15 protein-coding genes are annotated in these 16277 nt (G+C 66.9%); 6 read left to right on the top strand and 9 right to left on the bottom strand.

Annotated elements, in window-relative coordinates; all coding sequences use genetic code 11:
* Positions 1 to 175 precede the first annotated feature (175 nt).
* A complete protein-coding gene (creC, locus tag ACODS0_RS23295; protein WP_218301226.1) occupies positions 176 to 1642 on the top strand; it encodes a two-component system sensor histidine kinase CreC in 1467 nt (488 codons plus the stop codon).
* Here the strand turns inward: creC and ACODS0_RS23290 are convergent.
* The gene (locus tag ACODS0_RS23290) at positions 1639 to 2019 is read right to left on the bottom strand and encodes a phosphopantetheine adenylyltransferase (protein WP_228897638.1); all 381 of its coding nucleotides are present in this window, start codon (positions 2017 to 2019) and stop codon (positions 1639 to 1641) included. The genes creC and ACODS0_RS23290 overlap by 4 nt on opposite strands.
* A gap of 183 nt (positions 2020 to 2202) precedes the next feature.
* Here ACODS0_RS23290 and creD point away from each other — a divergent pair, with 183 nt between their 5' ends.
* Both creD and ACODS0_RS23280 read left to right on the top strand, forming a co-directional pair.
* Positions 2203 to 3684, top strand: coding sequence for a cell envelope integrity protein CreD (gene creD / locus ACODS0_RS23285; RefSeq protein WP_488837450.1), 1482 nt, complete (start codon positions 2203 to 2205; stop codon positions 3682 to 3684).
* Positions 3681 to 4001, top strand: coding sequence for a hypothetical protein (locus ACODS0_RS23280; protein WP_488837449.1), 321 nt, complete (start codon positions 3681 to 3683; stop codon positions 3999 to 4001). The genes creD and ACODS0_RS23280 overlap by 4 nt, the downstream gene beginning before the upstream one ends.
* 88 nt (positions 4002 to 4089) lie before the next feature.
* Here the strand turns inward: ACODS0_RS23280 and ACODS0_RS23275 are convergent, their stop codons facing one another.
* From ACODS0_RS23275 to ACODS0_RS23260, 4 genes are all read right to left on the bottom strand, one after another.
* A complete protein-coding gene (locus ACODS0_RS23275; RefSeq protein ID WP_488837447.1) occupies positions 4090 to 5136 on the bottom strand; it encodes a sensor domain-containing diguanylate cyclase in 1047 nt (348 codons plus the stop codon).
* A gap of 95 nt (positions 5137 to 5231) precedes the next feature.
* Positions 5232 to 5747: a hemerythrin domain-containing protein gene (locus ACODS0_RS23270; protein ID WP_306555993.1), complete on the bottom strand. Its 516-nt coding sequence runs from the start codon at positions 5745 to 5747 to the stop codon at positions 5232 to 5234.
* A gap of 198 nt (positions 5748 to 5945) precedes the next feature.
* Positions 5946 to 6527, bottom strand: coding sequence for a hypothetical protein (locus ACODS0_RS23265; RefSeq protein ID WP_121421983.1), 582 nt, complete (start codon positions 6525 to 6527; stop codon positions 5946 to 5948).
* A 119-nt stretch (positions 6528 to 6646) separates the two neighbouring features.
* On the bottom strand, positions 6647 to 6865 hold the full coding sequence (locus ACODS0_RS23260) for a CsbD family protein (protein WP_055398709.1): 219 nt from the start codon (positions 6863 to 6865) through the stop codon (positions 6647 to 6649).
* 427 nt (positions 6866 to 7292) lie between these two features.
* Here ACODS0_RS23260 and ACODS0_RS23255 point away from each other — a divergent pair, with 427 nt between their 5' ends.
* The 3 genes from ACODS0_RS23255 (at position 7293) to ACODS0_RS23245 (ending at position 12338) form a co-directional block, all read left to right on the top strand.
* A complete protein-coding gene (locus tag ACODS0_RS23255; protein ID WP_488837444.1) occupies positions 7293 to 9305 on the top strand; it encodes a DUF1800 domain-containing protein in 2013 nt (670 codons plus the stop codon).
* 11 nt (positions 9306 to 9316) lie between these two features.
* Positions 9317 to 10762 carry a DUF1501 domain-containing protein gene (locus tag ACODS0_RS23250; RefSeq protein WP_121421982.1) on the top strand — a complete coding sequence of 482 codons (1446 nt, stop codon included), beginning with the start codon at positions 9317 to 9319 and terminating at the stop codon, positions 10760 to 10762.
* 172 nt (positions 10763 to 10934) lie between these two features.
* On the top strand, positions 10935 to 12338 hold the full coding sequence (locus ACODS0_RS23245) for an NAD(P)/FAD-dependent oxidoreductase (RefSeq protein ID WP_488837442.1): 1404 nt from the start codon (positions 10935 to 10937) through the stop codon (positions 12336 to 12338).
* Positions 12339 to 12421: 83 nt separating this feature from the next.
* Here the strand turns inward: ACODS0_RS23245 and ACODS0_RS23240 are convergent, their stop codons facing one another.
* The 4 genes from ACODS0_RS23240 to ACODS0_RS23225 are packed head-to-tail and all read right to left on the bottom strand — an operon-like array spanning position 12422 to position 16103.
* The gene (locus ACODS0_RS23240; protein WP_488837440.1) at positions 12422 to 13120 is read right to left on the bottom strand and encodes an ABC-type transport auxiliary lipoprotein family protein; all 699 of its coding nucleotides are present in this window, start codon (positions 13118 to 13120) and stop codon (positions 12422 to 12424) included.
* Between the two features lie 12 nt (positions 13121 to 13132).
* Positions 13133 to 14095: an MlaD family protein gene (locus ACODS0_RS23235; protein WP_488837438.1), complete on the bottom strand. Its 963-nt coding sequence runs from the start codon at positions 14093 to 14095 to the stop codon at positions 13133 to 13135.
* The gene (locus ACODS0_RS23230) at positions 14095 to 14982 is read right to left on the bottom strand and encodes an ABC transporter ATP-binding protein (protein WP_488837436.1); all 888 of its coding nucleotides are present in this window, start codon (positions 14980 to 14982) and stop codon (positions 14095 to 14097) included. Before ACODS0_RS23230 ends, ACODS0_RS23235 begins: the two co-directional genes overlap by 1 nt.
* Positions 14979 to 16103, bottom strand: coding sequence for an MlaE family ABC transporter permease (locus tag ACODS0_RS23225; RefSeq protein WP_436131518.1), 1125 nt, complete (start codon positions 16101 to 16103; stop codon positions 14979 to 14981). The genes ACODS0_RS23230 and ACODS0_RS23225 overlap by 4 nt, the downstream gene beginning before the upstream one ends.
* Positions 16104 to 16277: the final 174 nt, after the last annotated feature.

The following is a 16277-nucleotide window of genomic DNA, read 5'->3' as shown; positions in this document are numbered from 1 at the left end:
CCGCAACGCGCTTCCTGGCCAAATTCACCTTGCGATTCAACCGCCTGTACGATCTGACCAGCATGTCCGCCAGGCGTGCTACGCACTGCCCGTCCCCCACATCGTCTTGCTCCATACCGATACTCAGCGCTTCTGAGACGCTTTGCCGGTCAAGATTTTTTAAGAGAACTGCCCCATGCGCCTGGGCATCCGCCTGCTGTTCGCCTTCTTCCTGATCAACGGCATCGCCGCGTTTTTTGTGCTGCGCGTGTTCATGGCCGAGATCAAACCCAGCGTGCGCGAGGTGATGGAGGACATGATGGTGGACACGGCCAACATCCTGGCCGAGCTGGCCAGCGAAGACCTGGCCGCCGGGCGGTTGGCGGCGGGGGCTGACAACAGCAGCACCAGCCCGTTTGCGCAGCATGTGCGCCGCTACGCCACGCGGCCCATCGATGCAGCGATCTGGGGTTTCTCCAAGCAGTCACTGGACTACCGCATCTATGTGACCGACACCACGGGCCGCGTGCTGTTCGACTCGGAGAACCGCGCCATCGGCGCCGACTACTCGCAGTGGCGCGACGTGGCCCGCACGCTGCGGGGCGAGTACGGCGCACGCTCCACGCGCGATGTGGAAGACGACGACACCAGCGGCGTGATGCATGTGGCGGCGCCCATCTACGTGAAAGAACAGATTGCAGGCGTGCTGACGGTGGCCAAACCCACCCGCACCGTGCAGCGCTTCATCGACCGCGCCGAGCGCAAGGTGTTCATGGGCGGCCTTTTGCTACTGGCGCTCTCGGCCGCCGTCGGCGTGGCCGTGACGCTGTGGATGGTGTGGAACGTGCGCCGTCTGCGCGACTACGCCTTGAGCGTGCAGGGCCCCGCCGATGGCGAGCGCCATGACCCCGGCGCCCCGCCCACCACGGCGCTGGCCGTGCCCGAGGTACCGGGCGAGCTGGGCGACCTGGCCCGCGCCATGGACCGCATGCGTGCCCGGCTGGAAGGGCGCGACTACATCGAAGGCTATGTGCGCGCACTGACGCACGAACTCAAAAGCCCCGTGGCGGCCATCCGGGGCGCGGGCGAGCTGCTGCAGGACGAGCTGCCCGCTGCCGACCGTGCCGAATTTGCGACCCAGGTCGTGCAGCAAAGCGAGCGCCTGCAGCGCATCATCGACCGGCTGCTGGAGCTGTCCAAACTGGAGCAGCGCCACCATGCCGAGGGTCGCGCGCCTGTGGCCCTGCAGGCCTGCGCCGAGGCCGCCATCGGCCAGACACGCGCCCGTGCTGCGCAACGCGGCATCATGCTGGCCCTGTCCGGTACGGGGAGCAACGGCCCCTGGGAGGCCGAGCTGGTGACCATGGCACTGACCAATCTGCTGGACAACGCCATCGACTTTGCGCCAGCAGGCAGCACGGTGCAAGTGGAGCTGGACGGCGCCACCGTGGCCGTGCGGGACAGCGGCCCCGGCGTGCCCGACTACGCCCTGCCCCGCCTGGGCGAACGCTTCTTCACCACCGCGCGGCCAGGCGGCGAGCGCAGCGGATCGGGCCTGGGGCTGGCCATCGTCAAGCGCGTGATGGCGCTGCACGGGGGGCAGATGGTGGTGCGCAATACCGGGCCTGGGTTGCAAGTGGCGCTGGAGTTTCCCGCCAGTTAATGCGAGCGGCGCAGGTGTAGAGCGAGCCCCACCACCAGCAAGGCCAGTGCCACCCCATCCACCCGCACGACCGTCACCAGCGGGGCGCTGAGCGCGCTGCCCCGCTGCAGCCACGACAGCAGCAGAAACGACACCACGCTCACCAGCCCCGCCACCAGGCCCAGCCGATGCAGATCGGGGCGCAGGGCTGCATAGCCCATGAAGGCGGCCAGCAGCCCGAAAAGCACGGCCCGGTGCCGCAACAGCAGCTCCACGCCTGCATCCTGCACCGGGGTGCCGTACAGCTGCGCCAGCTTGCCCGCCCCGAGCACGCCCACCAGCGGCAGTGCATGGACCACTGCCACCAAGACCAGAATCAACGGAACCCCATAGCGCATGCCGCCCCCTAAAACGTGTTTCTTTTAGCCATGCGCCGTTTGTAGGTGCAAGGAGTTCGGCCGTCGATGACCTGACAGGTCATGCCGACACAACGCCCGACTTCACACTGGCCTCACAAACTTCATAGCGCCCTCACACCGGGCCCCAACACTGCCTCCACAACATCATTTGTGGAGGATCTCTTGCTCAAACACCCCTTGTTCACCAAACTGGCCGCGCTGGCCGCCATCACCGTGCTGCTTCTCTTTGGCCTCGGCATGATCGAAGACGTGGTGCGCGACCGGTTGCGTTACCGCAGCATCACCGCCCAGAGCGTGGCCGAAAGCCTGGCCGGACCGCAGACGCTGATGGGCCCGATGATCCACAGCGCCTGTGTGGAGAGCTGGGAGGTAGAGACCGGCAAGGGCGACGAGCGCCGCATGGTGGAGCAGCGCCGCGAGTTCCTGCTGACCGCCATGCCCGAGCAGCTCAAGCTCAGCACCGGCGCCGCGATGGAAGAGCGTGCGCGCGGCCTGCACAAGGTGAACACCTTCAACCTCAAGGCCCACGTGACGGCGCAGTGGGGGCCGCTGGTCAGCCTGGTGCCGCAAAGCAGCATGAAAAACTCGCGCATGCACTGCGGCGCGCCCATCGTCATGATGGCCGTGGGCGACGCGCGTGGCATCCGCACCGCGCAGTTCACCCTGGATTCGCAGACCCTGGCCCTCAAGCCCGGCACCTTCCACCCCACCTACAGCCGGGGCCTGCATGCGGCACTGCCAGAATCGGTGCGCGGCAAGGCCGACGGACTGACCGCCACGCTAGACCTGGAACTGGTGGGCACCGAACGCCTGGCCTTTGTGCCGCTGGGTGGCAACACCGAGGTGCAGATGACCAGCAGCTGGCCCCACCCATCGTTCGGTGGCCGCTTTCTGCCGTCTGAGCGCGAGGTCAAGAAGACCGGTTTCGCGGCCCAGTGGCGCCTGTCGTCGCTGGCCACCACGGCGCAGGCCGACATTGCCAACGGCAAACGCATCTGCCTGGGCGGCACAGACGACGGCGGCCACAGCGACTATGTGCCCGGAGGCGCAACCCCCGGCGACTGCGCCGACAGCTTCAGCGTGGCTTTCATCGACCCGGTGAACCCCTATTCGCTGTCGGACCGCGCCACCAAATATGGCGTGCTGTTCATTGCCCTCACCTTCGTGGCCGTGGGCCTGTTCGAGCTGATGAAGAAGCTGCGCGTGCACCCGGTGCAGTACCTGCTGGTGGGCAGCGCGCTGTGCAGCTTCTTCCTGCTGCTGGTGAGCCTGTCGGAGCACCTGCCGTTCGGCGTCTCGTACGCCGTGGCCGCCAGCGCCTGTGTGCTGCTGCTCGCCTACTACGCCAGCCACATGCTGGGTGGGCTGGCGCGGGGCATCCCGCTCGGCGGGGGCATCGCGGTGCTGTATGGCCTGCTATATGTGCTGCTGCAGCTGGAGCAGACTGCCCTGGTGGTGGGTGCCATTGCGCTGTTCCTGGTACTGACCGCTGTGATGGTGCTGACGCGCAAGGTGAACTGGTACGGCCTGTCGCAGGGCAACACCCCGGCCCGCCGCCCGATGGCCCCACCGGAGGTGCGCCCTCCCGCCCCACCGGCTGCGCGCCCCGCCACGCCCCCTACACCGCCGGTGAGCGCTGTATGACAACGCGCACCACGCCCCTGTCCTGGGCACAGCACCTCACCGGCCCGGCCGCAGGCGCTGCCGCGCACCCGCCCACCCTGACGCTGGCCGAAGCGGAGCGCGTGCAGCGCCACCGCGACCAGCTGATGGCGGCCCTGCGGGCGCAAGACCGGGTGGCGCTGGACTGCGCCAAGCAGCAGGTCCTGGAGGCTGCGTTCTGCCCGCGCAGCGATGCCAACCCCGTGGGTGCGCAGGATTCACCCGCCGTGCGCCGGGCGCTGCGGGATCTGTCATGGCGCATGGCTGCGCTGATACTGCCCCGCACCGCAGGGCACTGAAGCCGCGTCGAAATATTGAAAGAATACGGCCCTAGAGCTTTACTGAAAAGCGCTAGCAGCTATCAAAATTAAAGCAAATTCGCTGCACTTACACCACCACGGTGCGGTTGCGGCCTTCGCGCTTGGCTGTGTAGAGCGCTGAATCCAGCGCGCGCAGGGTGATGTCGAGAGGGCGCAGGGGATCGAAGTTGGACAGTCCCATGCTCACGGTCAGCGCCAAGGGCGGCATCACCCCCGGCACCGGGTGGGTGGTCAGCGCGTCATGCACACGCTGCGCCACCGCCTGGGCCTGCTCCACCCGGGTAGCAGGCAACAGGGCCAGAAACTCCTCGCCGCCCCAGCGGCTCACCATGTCTGCCGCGCGGAACACATCGCGGCAGAGCGTGGCAAAAAGCTGCAGGGCCTGGTCGCCCACATGGTGGCCATGCACGTCGTTGACGCGCTTGAAGTGGTCGATGTCCATCATCAACAGACAGGCGGGTTCACCGTCGCGCCGCAAAAGGGCCTGCTCCTGCAAAAGGCGCGCGGTGAACGAGCGCCGGTTGGCCAGGCCGGTCAACACATCGGTATGGGCCAGCACGGCCATCTGGCGGCGCGCTTCTTCCAGCTCCACCAGCATCTGGCCCTGGCGGTCGTTGGCGCGCTTGAGCTCCAGCAGGCGGATCACCTGGCGCGCCAGCGCACACAACATGTCCTGGGCCTTTTGGGACAGATGGCGCGGCCGGTGGTCCAGCACGCAGAGCGTGCCCAGGGCATAACCATCGGGCGTGACCAGCGGCGCCCCGGCATAGAAGCGGAGCGGATTTTCTTGGGTCACGATGCTGAAGTGCGCAAAACGCGCATCCTTCGCCAGGTCGGGCACGATGAACACGCCGGGCTGCCGCACGGCGTAGCGGCACACGGACTGGTCCAGCGGGATTTCTTGCACCGCAACCCCCAACGATGCCTTGGACCACTGGCGGTGGCTGTCGAGCAGGTTGATCAGGGCGACTGGGGCTTCACACACATGGGCCGCAATCCCTGCCAGGTCGTCGTAGGCGGGCTCCATCGGCGTGTCGAGAATGCCATAGCGCTGCAGGGCTTGGAGACTTGCGGCCTCGTCGTACAGAGCCACTGGGGAAGAGGTTTCGGCCATGAAACACAGCGGTCATGCCGCCCACTTGCCTAGAGACTTGGCAGCATGCCACACCGGCGCGGCCTGCGCACGGGGGTAAGAGCCTGTTGACGCTCTCAGGCCATTGCCGCTGGCTCGGTGGCGGCAACACCGGCCGAGGTGTCGGAGCAGGTCGATCCACCACAACCCTGGATCAGTTCGCCCGGCAACGCGTGCGGCGCGTGCACCACGCCCGAGACCGGGTCAAAGCCCACACGGCGCAAGTGCAGGGCCAGCGCAGCGTCCATGCTCTGGGCGTGCTGCGGAAACCACAGCGCCAGTTCGCTGGCCATCACACGCAGCACTTGCAGGTCGCCTTGCTGGGCCCTCACCACCCCTTCGCGCATGACCTGCAGCACCACCCGGTGCTGCATGCTGTGGCAGTTGCCCGAGGCAAAACGGGTGGACGCCATCCAGGCGTCCTCCTGCGCAAAATGGTGATCGGTGTGCTCCACGAGCGCATGCCAGGTCGAGAGCAGCTGCGCATCGTCGGCCCGGTCCACGGCGGCCAGCAGGTCCACGAATTCGCGGTGGGTGTCGTCCATCAGGGGCAGGTCCAGGGCCAGCGCGTCCGACCATTCGAGTTGTGCCATGGGAATCCCTTTGCAGCGAGACAAAAACAGGGCTCGAGCTTAGGCCGCCAGCCACCAGGGCGTGTTGATGCAGGTCAGTTCGGCATCAACCGCTCAGTACCATCCGGACCCCACAACAAAAAATGCCCCGCACGGGGCGGGGCATTGTGAAGACTGCCAGCGGCTGGGAGTACCGGCCACTGAGAGGTCCCCAGCGGATCAGCTCTTGCCGTACATGCGCTTCATGTCGTCCACACACTTGGACTTGGCATCACCCGACAGCGCATCGCAGCGCTCCTTGGCGGCCTTGTAGTTGGCGTCGTTCTTTTCTGCGTTGGCATCCTTGCGGGCCTCTGCCACGGCGGCGCCCTTTTCGGCGGCGTTGTCAGCAGGCTTGGCCTGCGCTGCGGCAACCTTGGCATCTTCCTTGGCCTTCACCTGGGCAGCCTTGGCATCCTTTTCACAGACATCCTTTTCATTGCCCTTCAGGTCATCGCATTTTTCCTTGGCGACAGAGTAGGCAGCGTCAGCGCGGGCTTCTGCAACCTTCTGGGTGGCCTTGGGGCTCGGCTTGTACTGGGCTTCCAGTTCTGCCTTGGCCACATCTTCCTTGCCCTTGGCTTCCTTCACACAGACGTCCTTGGCGTTGGCCTTCAGGGCATCACACTTTTGTTTGTCGGCCTTGTAGTCGGCCGAGATGCGCTCCTTGGCGGCCTTGTGCTCGGGTTCGGTCATGGCGAAGGCAGAGGTTGCCAGCAGGCCGGCAGCCACGGATGCGATCAGAGTACGTGCGAATTTCATGGGTTTCTCCTCGGGATTGGGTGATTCAGGGGTGTCCAGCTGTCTGCACCAGGGTGCGGGAGCCGTCGTTTCCCGTGTTGCTGCAGGGCAGGGGCCGGGCCCCTGCGCCGGGCAACCGGTCAGTCGTTGAAGCGGAAGTCCGGGTGGCGTTCTTGCCATTCCTTGAGCTGCTTTTCGGCTGCGTCGCGGGCAATGCCCTGGCGCTCCTGCAGCTTGCCCAGGAACTGTTCACGCTTGCCATCAATGACGTCAAAGTCATCGTTCGTGAGCTTGCCCCACTGTTCAATCATCTTGCCTTTGAACTGCTTCCAGTTGCCCTTGAGGGTGTCTTCGTTCATGGTCTTCTTCCTTGCGGTTGTTTCGCTGCGGCCATGCCACCGATATGGCGGTAAACGGTGCCGGTCAGCGATGAGCCCACTGTAGAAACCCCGCGCCGCGCCACACGTAGGCAGTCAGAGGCAGAGAACGTCGGCCTGTGGACTACACCGATGCCAGACAAGCCGCTCGGGATCGCCGCTCAGAAAACCGTGGGTGAATACGCCATAGTCGAAACCGACCTCATTGGGTAAAAAGTTGCATTTGGTGACTTTTGTAGTCATTCATAACGATTTAGCCCGAGTGGCTCCCAGTTGCAAATCCATACACTTGATTCACCGGCCTTGGCACCCAGGGCAGAGCTACCCACGCAAACGGCCCGTGCACGCGATGCGTTGGAAGGCTCTACGCAGGGTGTTGCTCGCGTGACAAACAACTAGCAGAACCACCATGACACTGTTGAAAGAGGAGCCTTGCGCAGCAGCGCCTGCCGAGGTTGCAGAGGGAATCGACACCACAAAGCCGGCTCCGCGCCCGGCCCCGTTGCCCAAGGAGGCCACGCTCGCCGCCCTGATGGCCAGCGTGGCGTTGGCGGCCTGTGGTGGTGGTGATGCGGCTGATGAAACCGTGAGCCCGCCCACGACGCCAACACCGGGCTCCGCGCCCCCCCCTGGACCGGCACCTGCGCCTGGCCCGGCCCCCGCACCAGGTCCCGCCACGCCGCCCGCCCCAGGGCCTGCACCAGCACCCGGCCCCACACCCGCTCCAGGGCCTGCGACGCCGCCGCCCCCACCGCCAGCCCCGGGAGCTGGAAGCTACTCCTACACACGGGCCGACACCGACCAGGAAGCGGCGCGGTTTCTCCTGCAAGCGCAGTTCTCGGCATCCACCGGCGAAATCGCCACCCTGCGCGCCAGCACCTACGACAGCTGGATCAACAACCAGTTCAGCCTGCCCGTCGGCACCAAAGGGTGGGACTGGCTGAACCAGCGCGGGTACAACACGGTGGACAACGCCACGTCGTACTACGACAACACCTACCCGGGCGACTACATGATCTGGCAACAGCTCATGACATCCAGCGACGGCTTGCGCAAACGCGTGGCACTCGCGCTGTCCGAGATCTGCGTGGTATCGCTCTCGGGCCTGGACTTCAGCTGGCGCAGCCATGCCATCGCCCACTACTGGGACCAGCTGGTTGCCAATGCCTTCGGCAACTTCCGCAAGCTGCTGGAGGACGTGACCCTCAACCCCGCGATGGGCTACTACCTCAACACGCGCGGCAACCAGAAGGAAAACCCCTCCACCGGCCGCCAGCCCGATGAGAACTATGCCCGTGAGATCCTGCAGCTGATGTCCATCGGGCTCGTGGAGCTGAACCAGGATGGCACAGCCAAGCGCAATGGCTCGGGCCAGGTGGTCGATAGCTATACCCAGAGCGACATCACCAACCTGGCACGCGTGTTCACGGGCTACGACTACGACCAGTCGCAAAATGCCCCGACCACTGTGCCTGGCACCACGCGCACCGTGCCCAGCACCCATTTCACGCGGCTGCCCATGGCACTCAACGAGTCGCGGCACTCCACGTTGGCCGCCACCTTCCTGGGCACCACGGTTGCCGCTGGCACACCCGGTGCGGCGGCGCTCAAAACGGCGCTGGACACCATCTTCAACCACCCCAACGTGGGGCCATTCATCGGCAAGCAGCTGATCCAGCGCCTGGTCACCAGCAACCCGTCACCCGGCTACATCAGCCGTGTGGCCGCCGCATTCAACAACAACGGCCTCGGCGTGCGGGGCGACCTGCGGGCCGTGGTCAAGGCTGTGTTGCTCGACGACGAAGCCCGTGCGCCCGCCGGGCTCACGGACCCCATGTTCGGCCGCCTGCGCGAGCCCATGCTGCGCTTTGTGCAGTGGGGCCGCACCTTTGGCATCGCGTCGCAATACGGCAGCTGGAAGATCGGCGACCTCAGCTCGGCCGGCTCGCGCCTGGCGCAGAGCCCGCTGCGCTCGCCATCGGTGTTCAACTTCTTCCGGCCGGGCTATGTGCCGCCTTCGACGGCATTGGCCACGGCCGGTGCCGTGGCGCCCGAGTTCCAGCTGGTCAACGAGAGCAGCGTGGGCGGTTACCTCAACTACATGCAGGGCGTGATCCGCAACGGTATCTTCGTGAACGCGCCAGACCTGCCCAACAACGGCAGCAACGGCAACAACGGCTTCGACATCAAGGCGGCCTATACCAACGAACTGGCCATCGTGGCCGATGCCGATGCGCTCGTGGACCGGATCAACCTGCTCATGACGGCTGGCCAGCTGTCTGCAGCCACCGTCAAGCTCATCGCAGACGCCCTCAAGACGACCCCCGTCACGGCGGCAAGCACGGACAACGCCAAACGTGACCGCGTGGCGGCCGCGATTTTCCTCGTCATGGCCTCGGCCGAATACCTGATCCAGAAATAAGGCGCGCCGCCATGCATCTCCTCCAACCCGACCTCCATTCCCGCCGCGCCTTCCTGCGCCGCTCGGCCCAGCTGGGCATGGCAGGCACCGCCCTGCCTTTTGCGCTCAATCTCGCCGCCGTGGGCGAAGCCGCAGCTTTCACGGCCACCGACTACAAGGCGCTGGTCTGCGTCTTCCTGTACGGCGGCAACGACTACGCCAACACCGTCATTACCTATGACGACGACAGCTACAACAAATACAGCGCCGCGCGCGGAGGCGGTGCCGGGCAGACGGCGGGGGGCATTGCCCTGGCCAAGTCCGCCCTGACCCCCACCCTGCTCGCGCCCACCACGCCACTGGCCGGTGGGCGCCAGTACGCGCTGCACCCTGCCATGACCGGGCTGACCAACCTGTTCAACACCGGCAAGGCAGCCGTGCAGCTGAACGTGGGCCCCCTGGTGGTTCCACTCACGCGTGCGCAGTACAGCGGCAGCAACCGTGCGCTGTACCCGCTGCCCCCCAAGCTGTTCTCGCACAACGACCAGCAATCGGTCTGGCAGTCGTCCTCGCCCGAAGGCTCCACCGTGGGCTGGGGCGGCAACATCGGCGACCTGGCGCTGTCCTCCAACGGCAGTTCGCTGTTCACCTGCATCTCCGTCACGGGCAATGCGGTGTTCCTCTCGGGCGACTCCGCGCTGCAGTACCAGGTCAGCACCAACGGTGCGATCCCGATCAACGGCGTCAAAAGCAATGTCTACGGCTCCACGGCCGTGCGCGCAGCGCTGACCTCGCTGATCCAGCAAACCAGCGGCCAGACGCTGGAGAACGAATACAACCGCGTCACCGCGCGGGCTGTGGGCGCCGAGGCTTCCATCACCTCCGGGCTGGCCGGTGTCACGCTGGCCACGGCCTTCCCCACCAGCAATTCGCTGGCCGACCAGCTGAAGATGGTCGCCCGCCTCATTGGTGCACGCACCGCATTGGGCAGCAAACGGCAGGTGTTCATGGTGTCGCTGGGCGGGTTCGACCTGCATGACAACCTGATCTCGCAGCAGCCCACGCTCATGCAGCGCGTGAGCGAAGCCATGACCGCGTTCTACAACGCCACGGTCGAACTGGGCGTGGCCGACAAGGTGACGGCGTTCACAGCCTCGGACTTCGGCCGCACGCTCAGCTCCAACGGCGACGGCTCGGACCACGGCTGGGGCAGCCACCATCTCATGGTGGGTGGCGCGGTCAAGGGCAAGGCCTTCTATGGCAAGGCGCCGCCGGTCAGCATCACCAACACTGCCGATGCCAACGACCAGTGGCATGTGGGCCAGGGCCGCCTGCTGCCCAGCACCTCGGTGGACCAGTACGCGGCCACTCTGGCCAGCTGGTTTGGCGTGAGCAACAGCGAACTGGCGGGCGTGCTGCCCAATCTGAGCCACTTTGGCGGGGCCGACTACCCGACCAACCTGGGTTTCATGGCGTGATGTGAGCCCCCCCGGAGCGGCTGCGCCGCTTCCCCCCGCTCTCGTAGCGCTGCGCGCTGCGGGCGGGGGGACGCAGCCCTCGCTGCGGGGCGGCCCTTGCTTGGCTGCCCTTGTCCGGGAGGGCGCCCGTTTCACAGGCTGCCCGGAAGCTGCGAGCCCCAATAATGGGGGCATGACCACTTCTTCTGCTCCCTCGCCCCGCCCCCGTGTTGTCATCATCGGCTGCGGCTTTGGCGGCCTCGAAGCCGCCCGTGCGCTGCGCGGTGCCGCGCTGGATGTGACGCTCATCGACAAGACCAACCACCACCTCTTCCAGCCCCTGCTTTACCAGGTGGCCACGGCCGGGCTGTCGGCGCCGGCCATCGCTGCGCCCATCAGGCACCTGTTTCGGCAGCAGCCCAACGTCACGACTTTGCTCGGCGAAGTCACGCACATCGACGTGGCAGCGCGCACCGTGCATTTGAAGGACGGGCCCCACCCGTCTGCCCCCTTGCCCTACGACCACCTCATCGTTGCTGCAGGCGCCACCCACAGCTACTTCGGCCGCGACGACTGGGCACCCCATGCCCCGGGCCTCAAGACGCTGGACGATGCCTTCGAGATCCGCCGCCGCATCCTGCTGGCCTTCGAGGCGGCAGAAAAGGAAGCGGACCCCACCCGCCGCGCCGACTGGCTCAACTTTGTGGTCGTGGGCGCAGGCCCCACGGGCGTGGAGATGGCGGGCACGCTGGCCGAGATCGCACGCCACACACTGCCCGGTGAGTTCCGGCACATCGACCCGGCCAGCGCAAAAATCATCCTGCTCGAAGGCGGCCCCCGCGTGCTCCAGTCCATGCCCGAGGCACTGAGCCAGCGCGCCAAGGAGCAGCTCGAAAAGCTGGGCGTGGAAGTGCGCCTGAACGCCCGCGTCACCGCCATCGACAGCGACGGGTTGATGGTCGAATCGCCATCCAACGCTCAACCAACAAGCGCAATTAGCTATCAAATTAAGAGCAAATGTATTGTCTGGGCGGCGGGTGTGGCGGCCTCGGCGCTGGGGCGCCAGCTGGCCGGGGCCACAGGTTGCGACACCGACCGGGCGGGCCGCGTGGTGGTAGCGCCGGATCTCAGCCTGCCCGGCCACCCCGAGATCAGCGTCATCGGCGACCTGGCTGCTGCCAAGAGCCACGCGCCCGGCCAGGAGCCCACCCCCGTTCCCGGTGTATCACCCGGCGCCAAGCAGATGGGGCGCGCCACGGCCGCCAACATCCTGCGCCGCCTGGCCGGCCAGGCCACGCATCCGTTTCGCTACCGCGACTACGGCAACCTGGCCACCATCGGCCGCAACTCCGCCGTGGTGGACCTCACCTCGCCCGCTGGGCCGGTGCGCTTTTCAGGCTACTTTGCGTGGCTGTTCTGGCTGTTCGCGCACGTCTACTTCCTGATCGGCTTTCGCAACCGCCTGGTCGTGCTGCTGGACTGGGCCTGGGCGTACTGGAGCTTTGCGCGCTATGCGCGGGTTGTAACGGGGATTGAGGGAAGCGCTAAATCCAACGGCGCAAAACAGGCAGAAACCGCCGCGCCGACACGTTCATAACCGGTGGGCGCCGCTGATCGCCACAAGGCGAGGCCTCGACAGACGACAGGCACCCACCGGGCTACACCCACCGCAGCGTCAGTCTACCGCCCCACCTGCTCCACCCACTCCGCCACTTCCTGCGCCACCTGAGTCGATGCATCGGCCAATGCAGCCACGCCGCCTGCTGCATCCGCACTGCGCGCCGGGGTGCGCACGGTGAACACGCGCTGGCCGCGCAGCGCTTCACCGCCCGGGGTCAGATCCACCACCGTGGCACGCAGTCGCACCACTCCCGCGCTGTCCGAGGCGCTGGCAAACAGGTGGCTGAACTCTTCCAGCTCCACGCGCAGCACGGCTGGCAAGCGGCCGCCCTGAGCGGCGTCGCGCGCCTGGGCCGCGCCGTCGTCGGCCTTGAGGATGGCGCGGCGCTGGCCGAGCTGCTCGCGCAGGCGCTGCTGCAGCAACTGGGCGGGTGGCTGGCTCCAGCGGGCCTGGCTGTAGGGGCGCAGCTGCTGGGCGTCGGCGTAGGCAAGGCGGTAGAGCACGGCGTTGCTGCCCTCGGGCAGGCCCGGGGCCTCTACATCGGCCAGCGCCAACGGGGGCAGGGGGGCGCGGCGATCGCTGGGGGCCGTGGCGACCGGACCGGGGCCAAAGTCGTAGAGCACGGGGCGCGAGGGCGGGCTGGGCAGCGCCGAGCAGCCGGCGATACCCAGCAGTCCCACTGCAAAAACTGAAACAAATAGACCTCTAGCGCTTGATGGTAAATCGCTAGCAGCTATGTTTTTAATAGTGTTTTTCATCAACGCTTCTCCTCAGGGCGCGAAACCAGGTTCGCCCGGGCCGGGCGGAATGCGGCCCGAGCCGTAGATGAACAGCTGGGGGTTGTCCGCCACGCCACCCGCCGTGCGGCTGAGCGTGCGTGCCGCGCGCGAGGTGTCGTCGGCCGCGCGGTTCAGGCGCGGCAGCGTGGCGGTGCTGAACTGGTCGGCCGCGCGGGCGAGGGACTGCGTGCCGATGGTGATCTGGTCGATGGGGCCGCCCTCGGCCCCCAGGCGCTGCGTGGTCTTGCTGACGTCGGCCGCCAGCACCGACACGCTGGCGCCGGCCTGCTGCAGGGACTGCAGGGTCTTGCGCGCATCGCTGGCCAGCGGGGGCAGCGCGGCCAGGGCCGGGTCCAGGCGCTGGGCCACGGTGGCATCGAGCCGCTGGGTCAGCGTGTTCACGCTGCCTGCGGCCTGGGCAATGTTGCCCAGGGCTTCGGTGAGTTTTTGCTGGTTGGTGTCGCCCAGCAGTTGGTTGATGCGCCGCGTGGCTTCTTCCACCTGGGTGAGGATGGCGGGGGCCTGCTCCGCGAGTTTGCCAAACGGCGACGGCTTGATGGGCAGGCGCGGCAGGCCGCTGGGGCCCGGGGGCAGCTCGGGGTAAGGTTGGTCGGCATCGTCCAGCAGAACGTGGGCCAGGCCCGTCACGCCCTGGTAGCCCAGCACGGCGAAGGTGGTGGGGCTGATGGGGGCCTGCTCGTTGACGGCAATGCGGATGAGCACGTTGCCCGTCACCTGCGGGTCGAAGCCGATGCGCGTGACCTTGCCCACGGCCACACCCTTGTAGCGCACGGCGGCCTGGGGCTGCAGGCCGCTCACGCCGTCCTTGGTGGACAGCTCGTACTGCTCGTAGTTGGCGCTGTCGCGCGTGAGCCAGATGGCCAGGCCCGCCAGCATGGCGGCCACCACCAGCACGAAGATGCCTGCGGCGAGGGCGTGGGATTTGTTTTCCATCAGCTGGGTTCCTTGTCGGGCGTGGGCACGGCGGCGGCAGTCTGTGCTGCCAGGGCGTGCTCCACGGATTGCACCGGGGCCATGGCGCGCTGGCCACGTTCACCCAGGAAGAAATGTTCGATGAACGGGTGCTTGAAATGCGCCACCTCGTGCGGCGGACCGGTGACGATGACCTTCTTATCAGCCAGCACGGCCACGCGGGTGCTCAGCGCAAACAGCGTATCAAGGTCGTGCGTGACCATGACCACCGTGAGCCCCAGCGCGGCCCGCAGCTCGCGCAGCAGCGCACAGAAGTCGTCGGAGCTGCTGGGGTCCAGCCCCGCCGTGGGTTCGTCGAGCAGCAGAAGCGGCGGGTCCATGATGAGCGCACGCGCCAGCGCCACGCGCTTGACCATGCCACCCGACAGATCCGCCGGCATGCGCGTGGCGTGCTCGGGCTGAAGGCCCACCATCTGCAGCTTGACCAGCGCGGCGTCGCGCACCAGGTCGTCGGGCAGCGTGCCCTGCTCGCGCAGCGCAAAGGCCACGTTGTCGAGCACATTGAAGGCCGAGAACAGCGCGCCGTGCTGGAACAGCATGCCCACGCGGCTGGCCGCGCCCTCGCGCCCCATCTCGGACGCCGGGCGCCCCAGCACCGTGACCTGCCCCCGCGCAGGCCGGGCCAGGCCCAGGATCTGGCGCAGCAGCACCGTCTTGCCCGTGCCCGAGCCCCCCACCAGCGACAGCATCTCGCCGCGCTGCACGGTGAAGTTCAGGTCCTGGTGCACGGTGAAGGTTTCATCGCCCTTGCCAAACTGCGTCCACAGGCCCTGAACGTCCACGATGGGCGGCTCGCCGGGCGCCACGGCGATGTGCTCGGGCAATGATGCGCGTGCGTGGCTGCTCATATGCCTATGTTTTTAAATGCCACAGCGAACAACGCATCCACGATGATCACCATGGTGATGGACGTGACCACCGAAGCGGTGGTGCCCTCGCCCAGGCTCTGGGTGTTGGGCTTCACGCGCAGGCCCCAGTGGCAGCCGATGAGCGCGATGAACGCGCCAAACACCACCGACTTGGCCATGGCCAGGCCCAGGTTGCCGATCTTGACGGCGGCGGGCAGGGCCTGCACGAAGTAGCCGGGCGAGATGTCCATGGCCACGTCGGCCGCCAGCATCCCACCCGCCAGCGCTGCCAGCGTGGTCCACACGCTGATGAGCGGCATGGCCAGTGCCAGCGCAATGGTGCGCGGCATCACCAGCCGAAAGCCGTGGGGAATGCCCATGACGCGCATGGCATCGAGTTCCTCGGTCACGCGCATCACGCCGATCTGCGCCGTGATCGACGAGCCGGAGCGCCCCGCCACCAGGATGGCGGCCAGCATCGGCCCCAGCTCGCGGATGAGCGAGATACCCAGGATGTTGACGATGAACGATTCGGCGCCAAACTGCCGCAGCTGCAGGCTCATCAGGTAGGCCAGCACCACGCCGATGAGAAAGCCCACCAGCGCCGTGATGGGCAGGGCCGTGGCCCCCATGCGGTACAGGTGGCCCGATACGTCGCGCCACGGCCCCTTGCGCGGCGCGCGCGCCAGGCGGCCCAGGTCCAGCACCAGCCGGCCCACCATTTCGAGCATGTGGCGGGCATGGTCCACGCCGTGCAGCACCAGCACCCCCAGATGGTCCACCTGCTCACCCAGCCGCCAGGGCTCGGGCGGCGGAGCGGTGCAGGTGAACTGCGCCACGCGCGCCAGCATGTCGCGCTGGGCGTCGGTGCAAGCCAGGCGCTCGGGCCAGGCATGCTGCCAGTGGTTCCACAGCAACTGTGCGCCCACGTGGTCCAGCCACTGCAGCTGCATCAGGTCCCAGCCCAGCGTGGGCGCGGCCGGGTGGCTGCGTAGCTGACCCGACACGGCCTGCCACTGCGTCCCGGTTCCCAGCTCCGCCGCGCCCCAGCGCCCGTGCAGCTGCGCACAAGGCCCCTGGGGCGTGTCGGCGCGAACAATGCGAGGAGCGGGGTCGGTCATGAACTGGGCAGCGCGGGCTGCCAAGAATGAAAGGGAGCGTGCATGGTAGCGGAGCCGGACGCAGGCGGCACGTAGGATTGATGCCCGCCAGGACCGTGCGCCAAGCACAGGCGGGCCAGGAATGCGTGAAATTAATATCAAACAGGCCGCCAGCGCTTTACCACCAAACACTGA

The organism is Acidovorax sp. FG60 (assembly GCF_057808995.1).
Note: the sequence above shows the minus strand (reverse complement) of the source record. Positions and strands in the feature narration are given on the sequence as shown.

What these genes read in the sequence shown, in the direction of transcription:
- ACODS0_RS23235 (WP_488837438.1), bottom strand. Translation starts at nt 14,095, where the DNA reads ATGGAAAACAAATCCCACGCCCTCGCCGCAGGCATCTTCGTGCTGGTG.
- ACODS0_RS23245 (WP_488837442.1), top strand. Translation starts at nt 10,935, where the DNA reads ATGACCACTTCTTCTGCTCCCTCGCCCCGCCCCCGTGTTGTCATCATC.
- ACODS0_RS23250 (WP_121421982.1), top strand. Translation starts at nt 9,317, where the DNA reads ATGCATCTCCTCCAACCCGACCTCCATTCCCGCCGCGCCTTCCTGCGC.
- ACODS0_RS23265 (WP_121421983.1), bottom strand. Translation starts at nt 6,527, where the DNA reads ATGAAATTCGCACGTACTCTGATCGCATCCGTGGCTGCCGGCCTGCTG.
- ACODS0_RS23270 (WP_306555993.1), bottom strand. Translation starts at nt 5,747, where the DNA reads ATGGCACAACTCGAATGGTCGGACGCGCTGGCCCTGGACCTGCCCCTG.
- ACODS0_RS23275 (WP_488837447.1), bottom strand. Translation starts at nt 5,136, where the DNA reads ATGGCCGAAACCTCTTCCCCAGTGGCTCTGTACGACGAGGCCGCAAGT.
- ACODS0_RS23230 (WP_488837436.1), bottom strand. Translation starts at nt 14,982, where the DNA reads ATGAGCAGCCACGCACGCGCATCATTGCCCGAGCACATCGCCGTGGCG.
- ACODS0_RS23280 (WP_488837449.1), top strand. Translation starts at nt 3,681, where the DNA reads ATGACAACGCGCACCACGCCCCTGTCCTGGGCACAGCACCTCACCGGC.
- ACODS0_RS23240 (WP_488837440.1), bottom strand. Translation starts at nt 13,120, where the DNA reads ATGAAAAACACTATTAAAAACATAGCTGCTAGCGATTTACCATCAAGC.
- ACODS0_RS23225 (WP_436131518.1), bottom strand. Translation starts at nt 16,103, where the DNA reads ATGACCGACCCCGCTCCTCGCATTGTTCGCGCCGACACGCCCCAGGGG.
- ACODS0_RS23290 (WP_228897638.1), bottom strand. Translation starts at nt 2,019, where the DNA reads ATGCGCTATGGGGTTCCGTTGATTCTGGTCTTGGTGGCAGTGGTCCAT.
- ACODS0_RS23260 (WP_055398709.1), bottom strand. Translation starts at nt 6,865, where the DNA reads ATGAACGAAGACACCCTCAAGGGCAACTGGAAGCAGTTCAAAGGCAAG.
- creC (WP_218301226.1), top strand. Translation starts at nt 176, where the DNA reads ATGCGCCTGGGCATCCGCCTGCTGTTCGCCTTCTTCCTGATCAACGGC.
- ACODS0_RS23255 (WP_488837444.1), top strand. Translation starts at nt 7,293, where the DNA reads ATGACACTGTTGAAAGAGGAGCCTTGCGCAGCAGCGCCTGCCGAGGTT.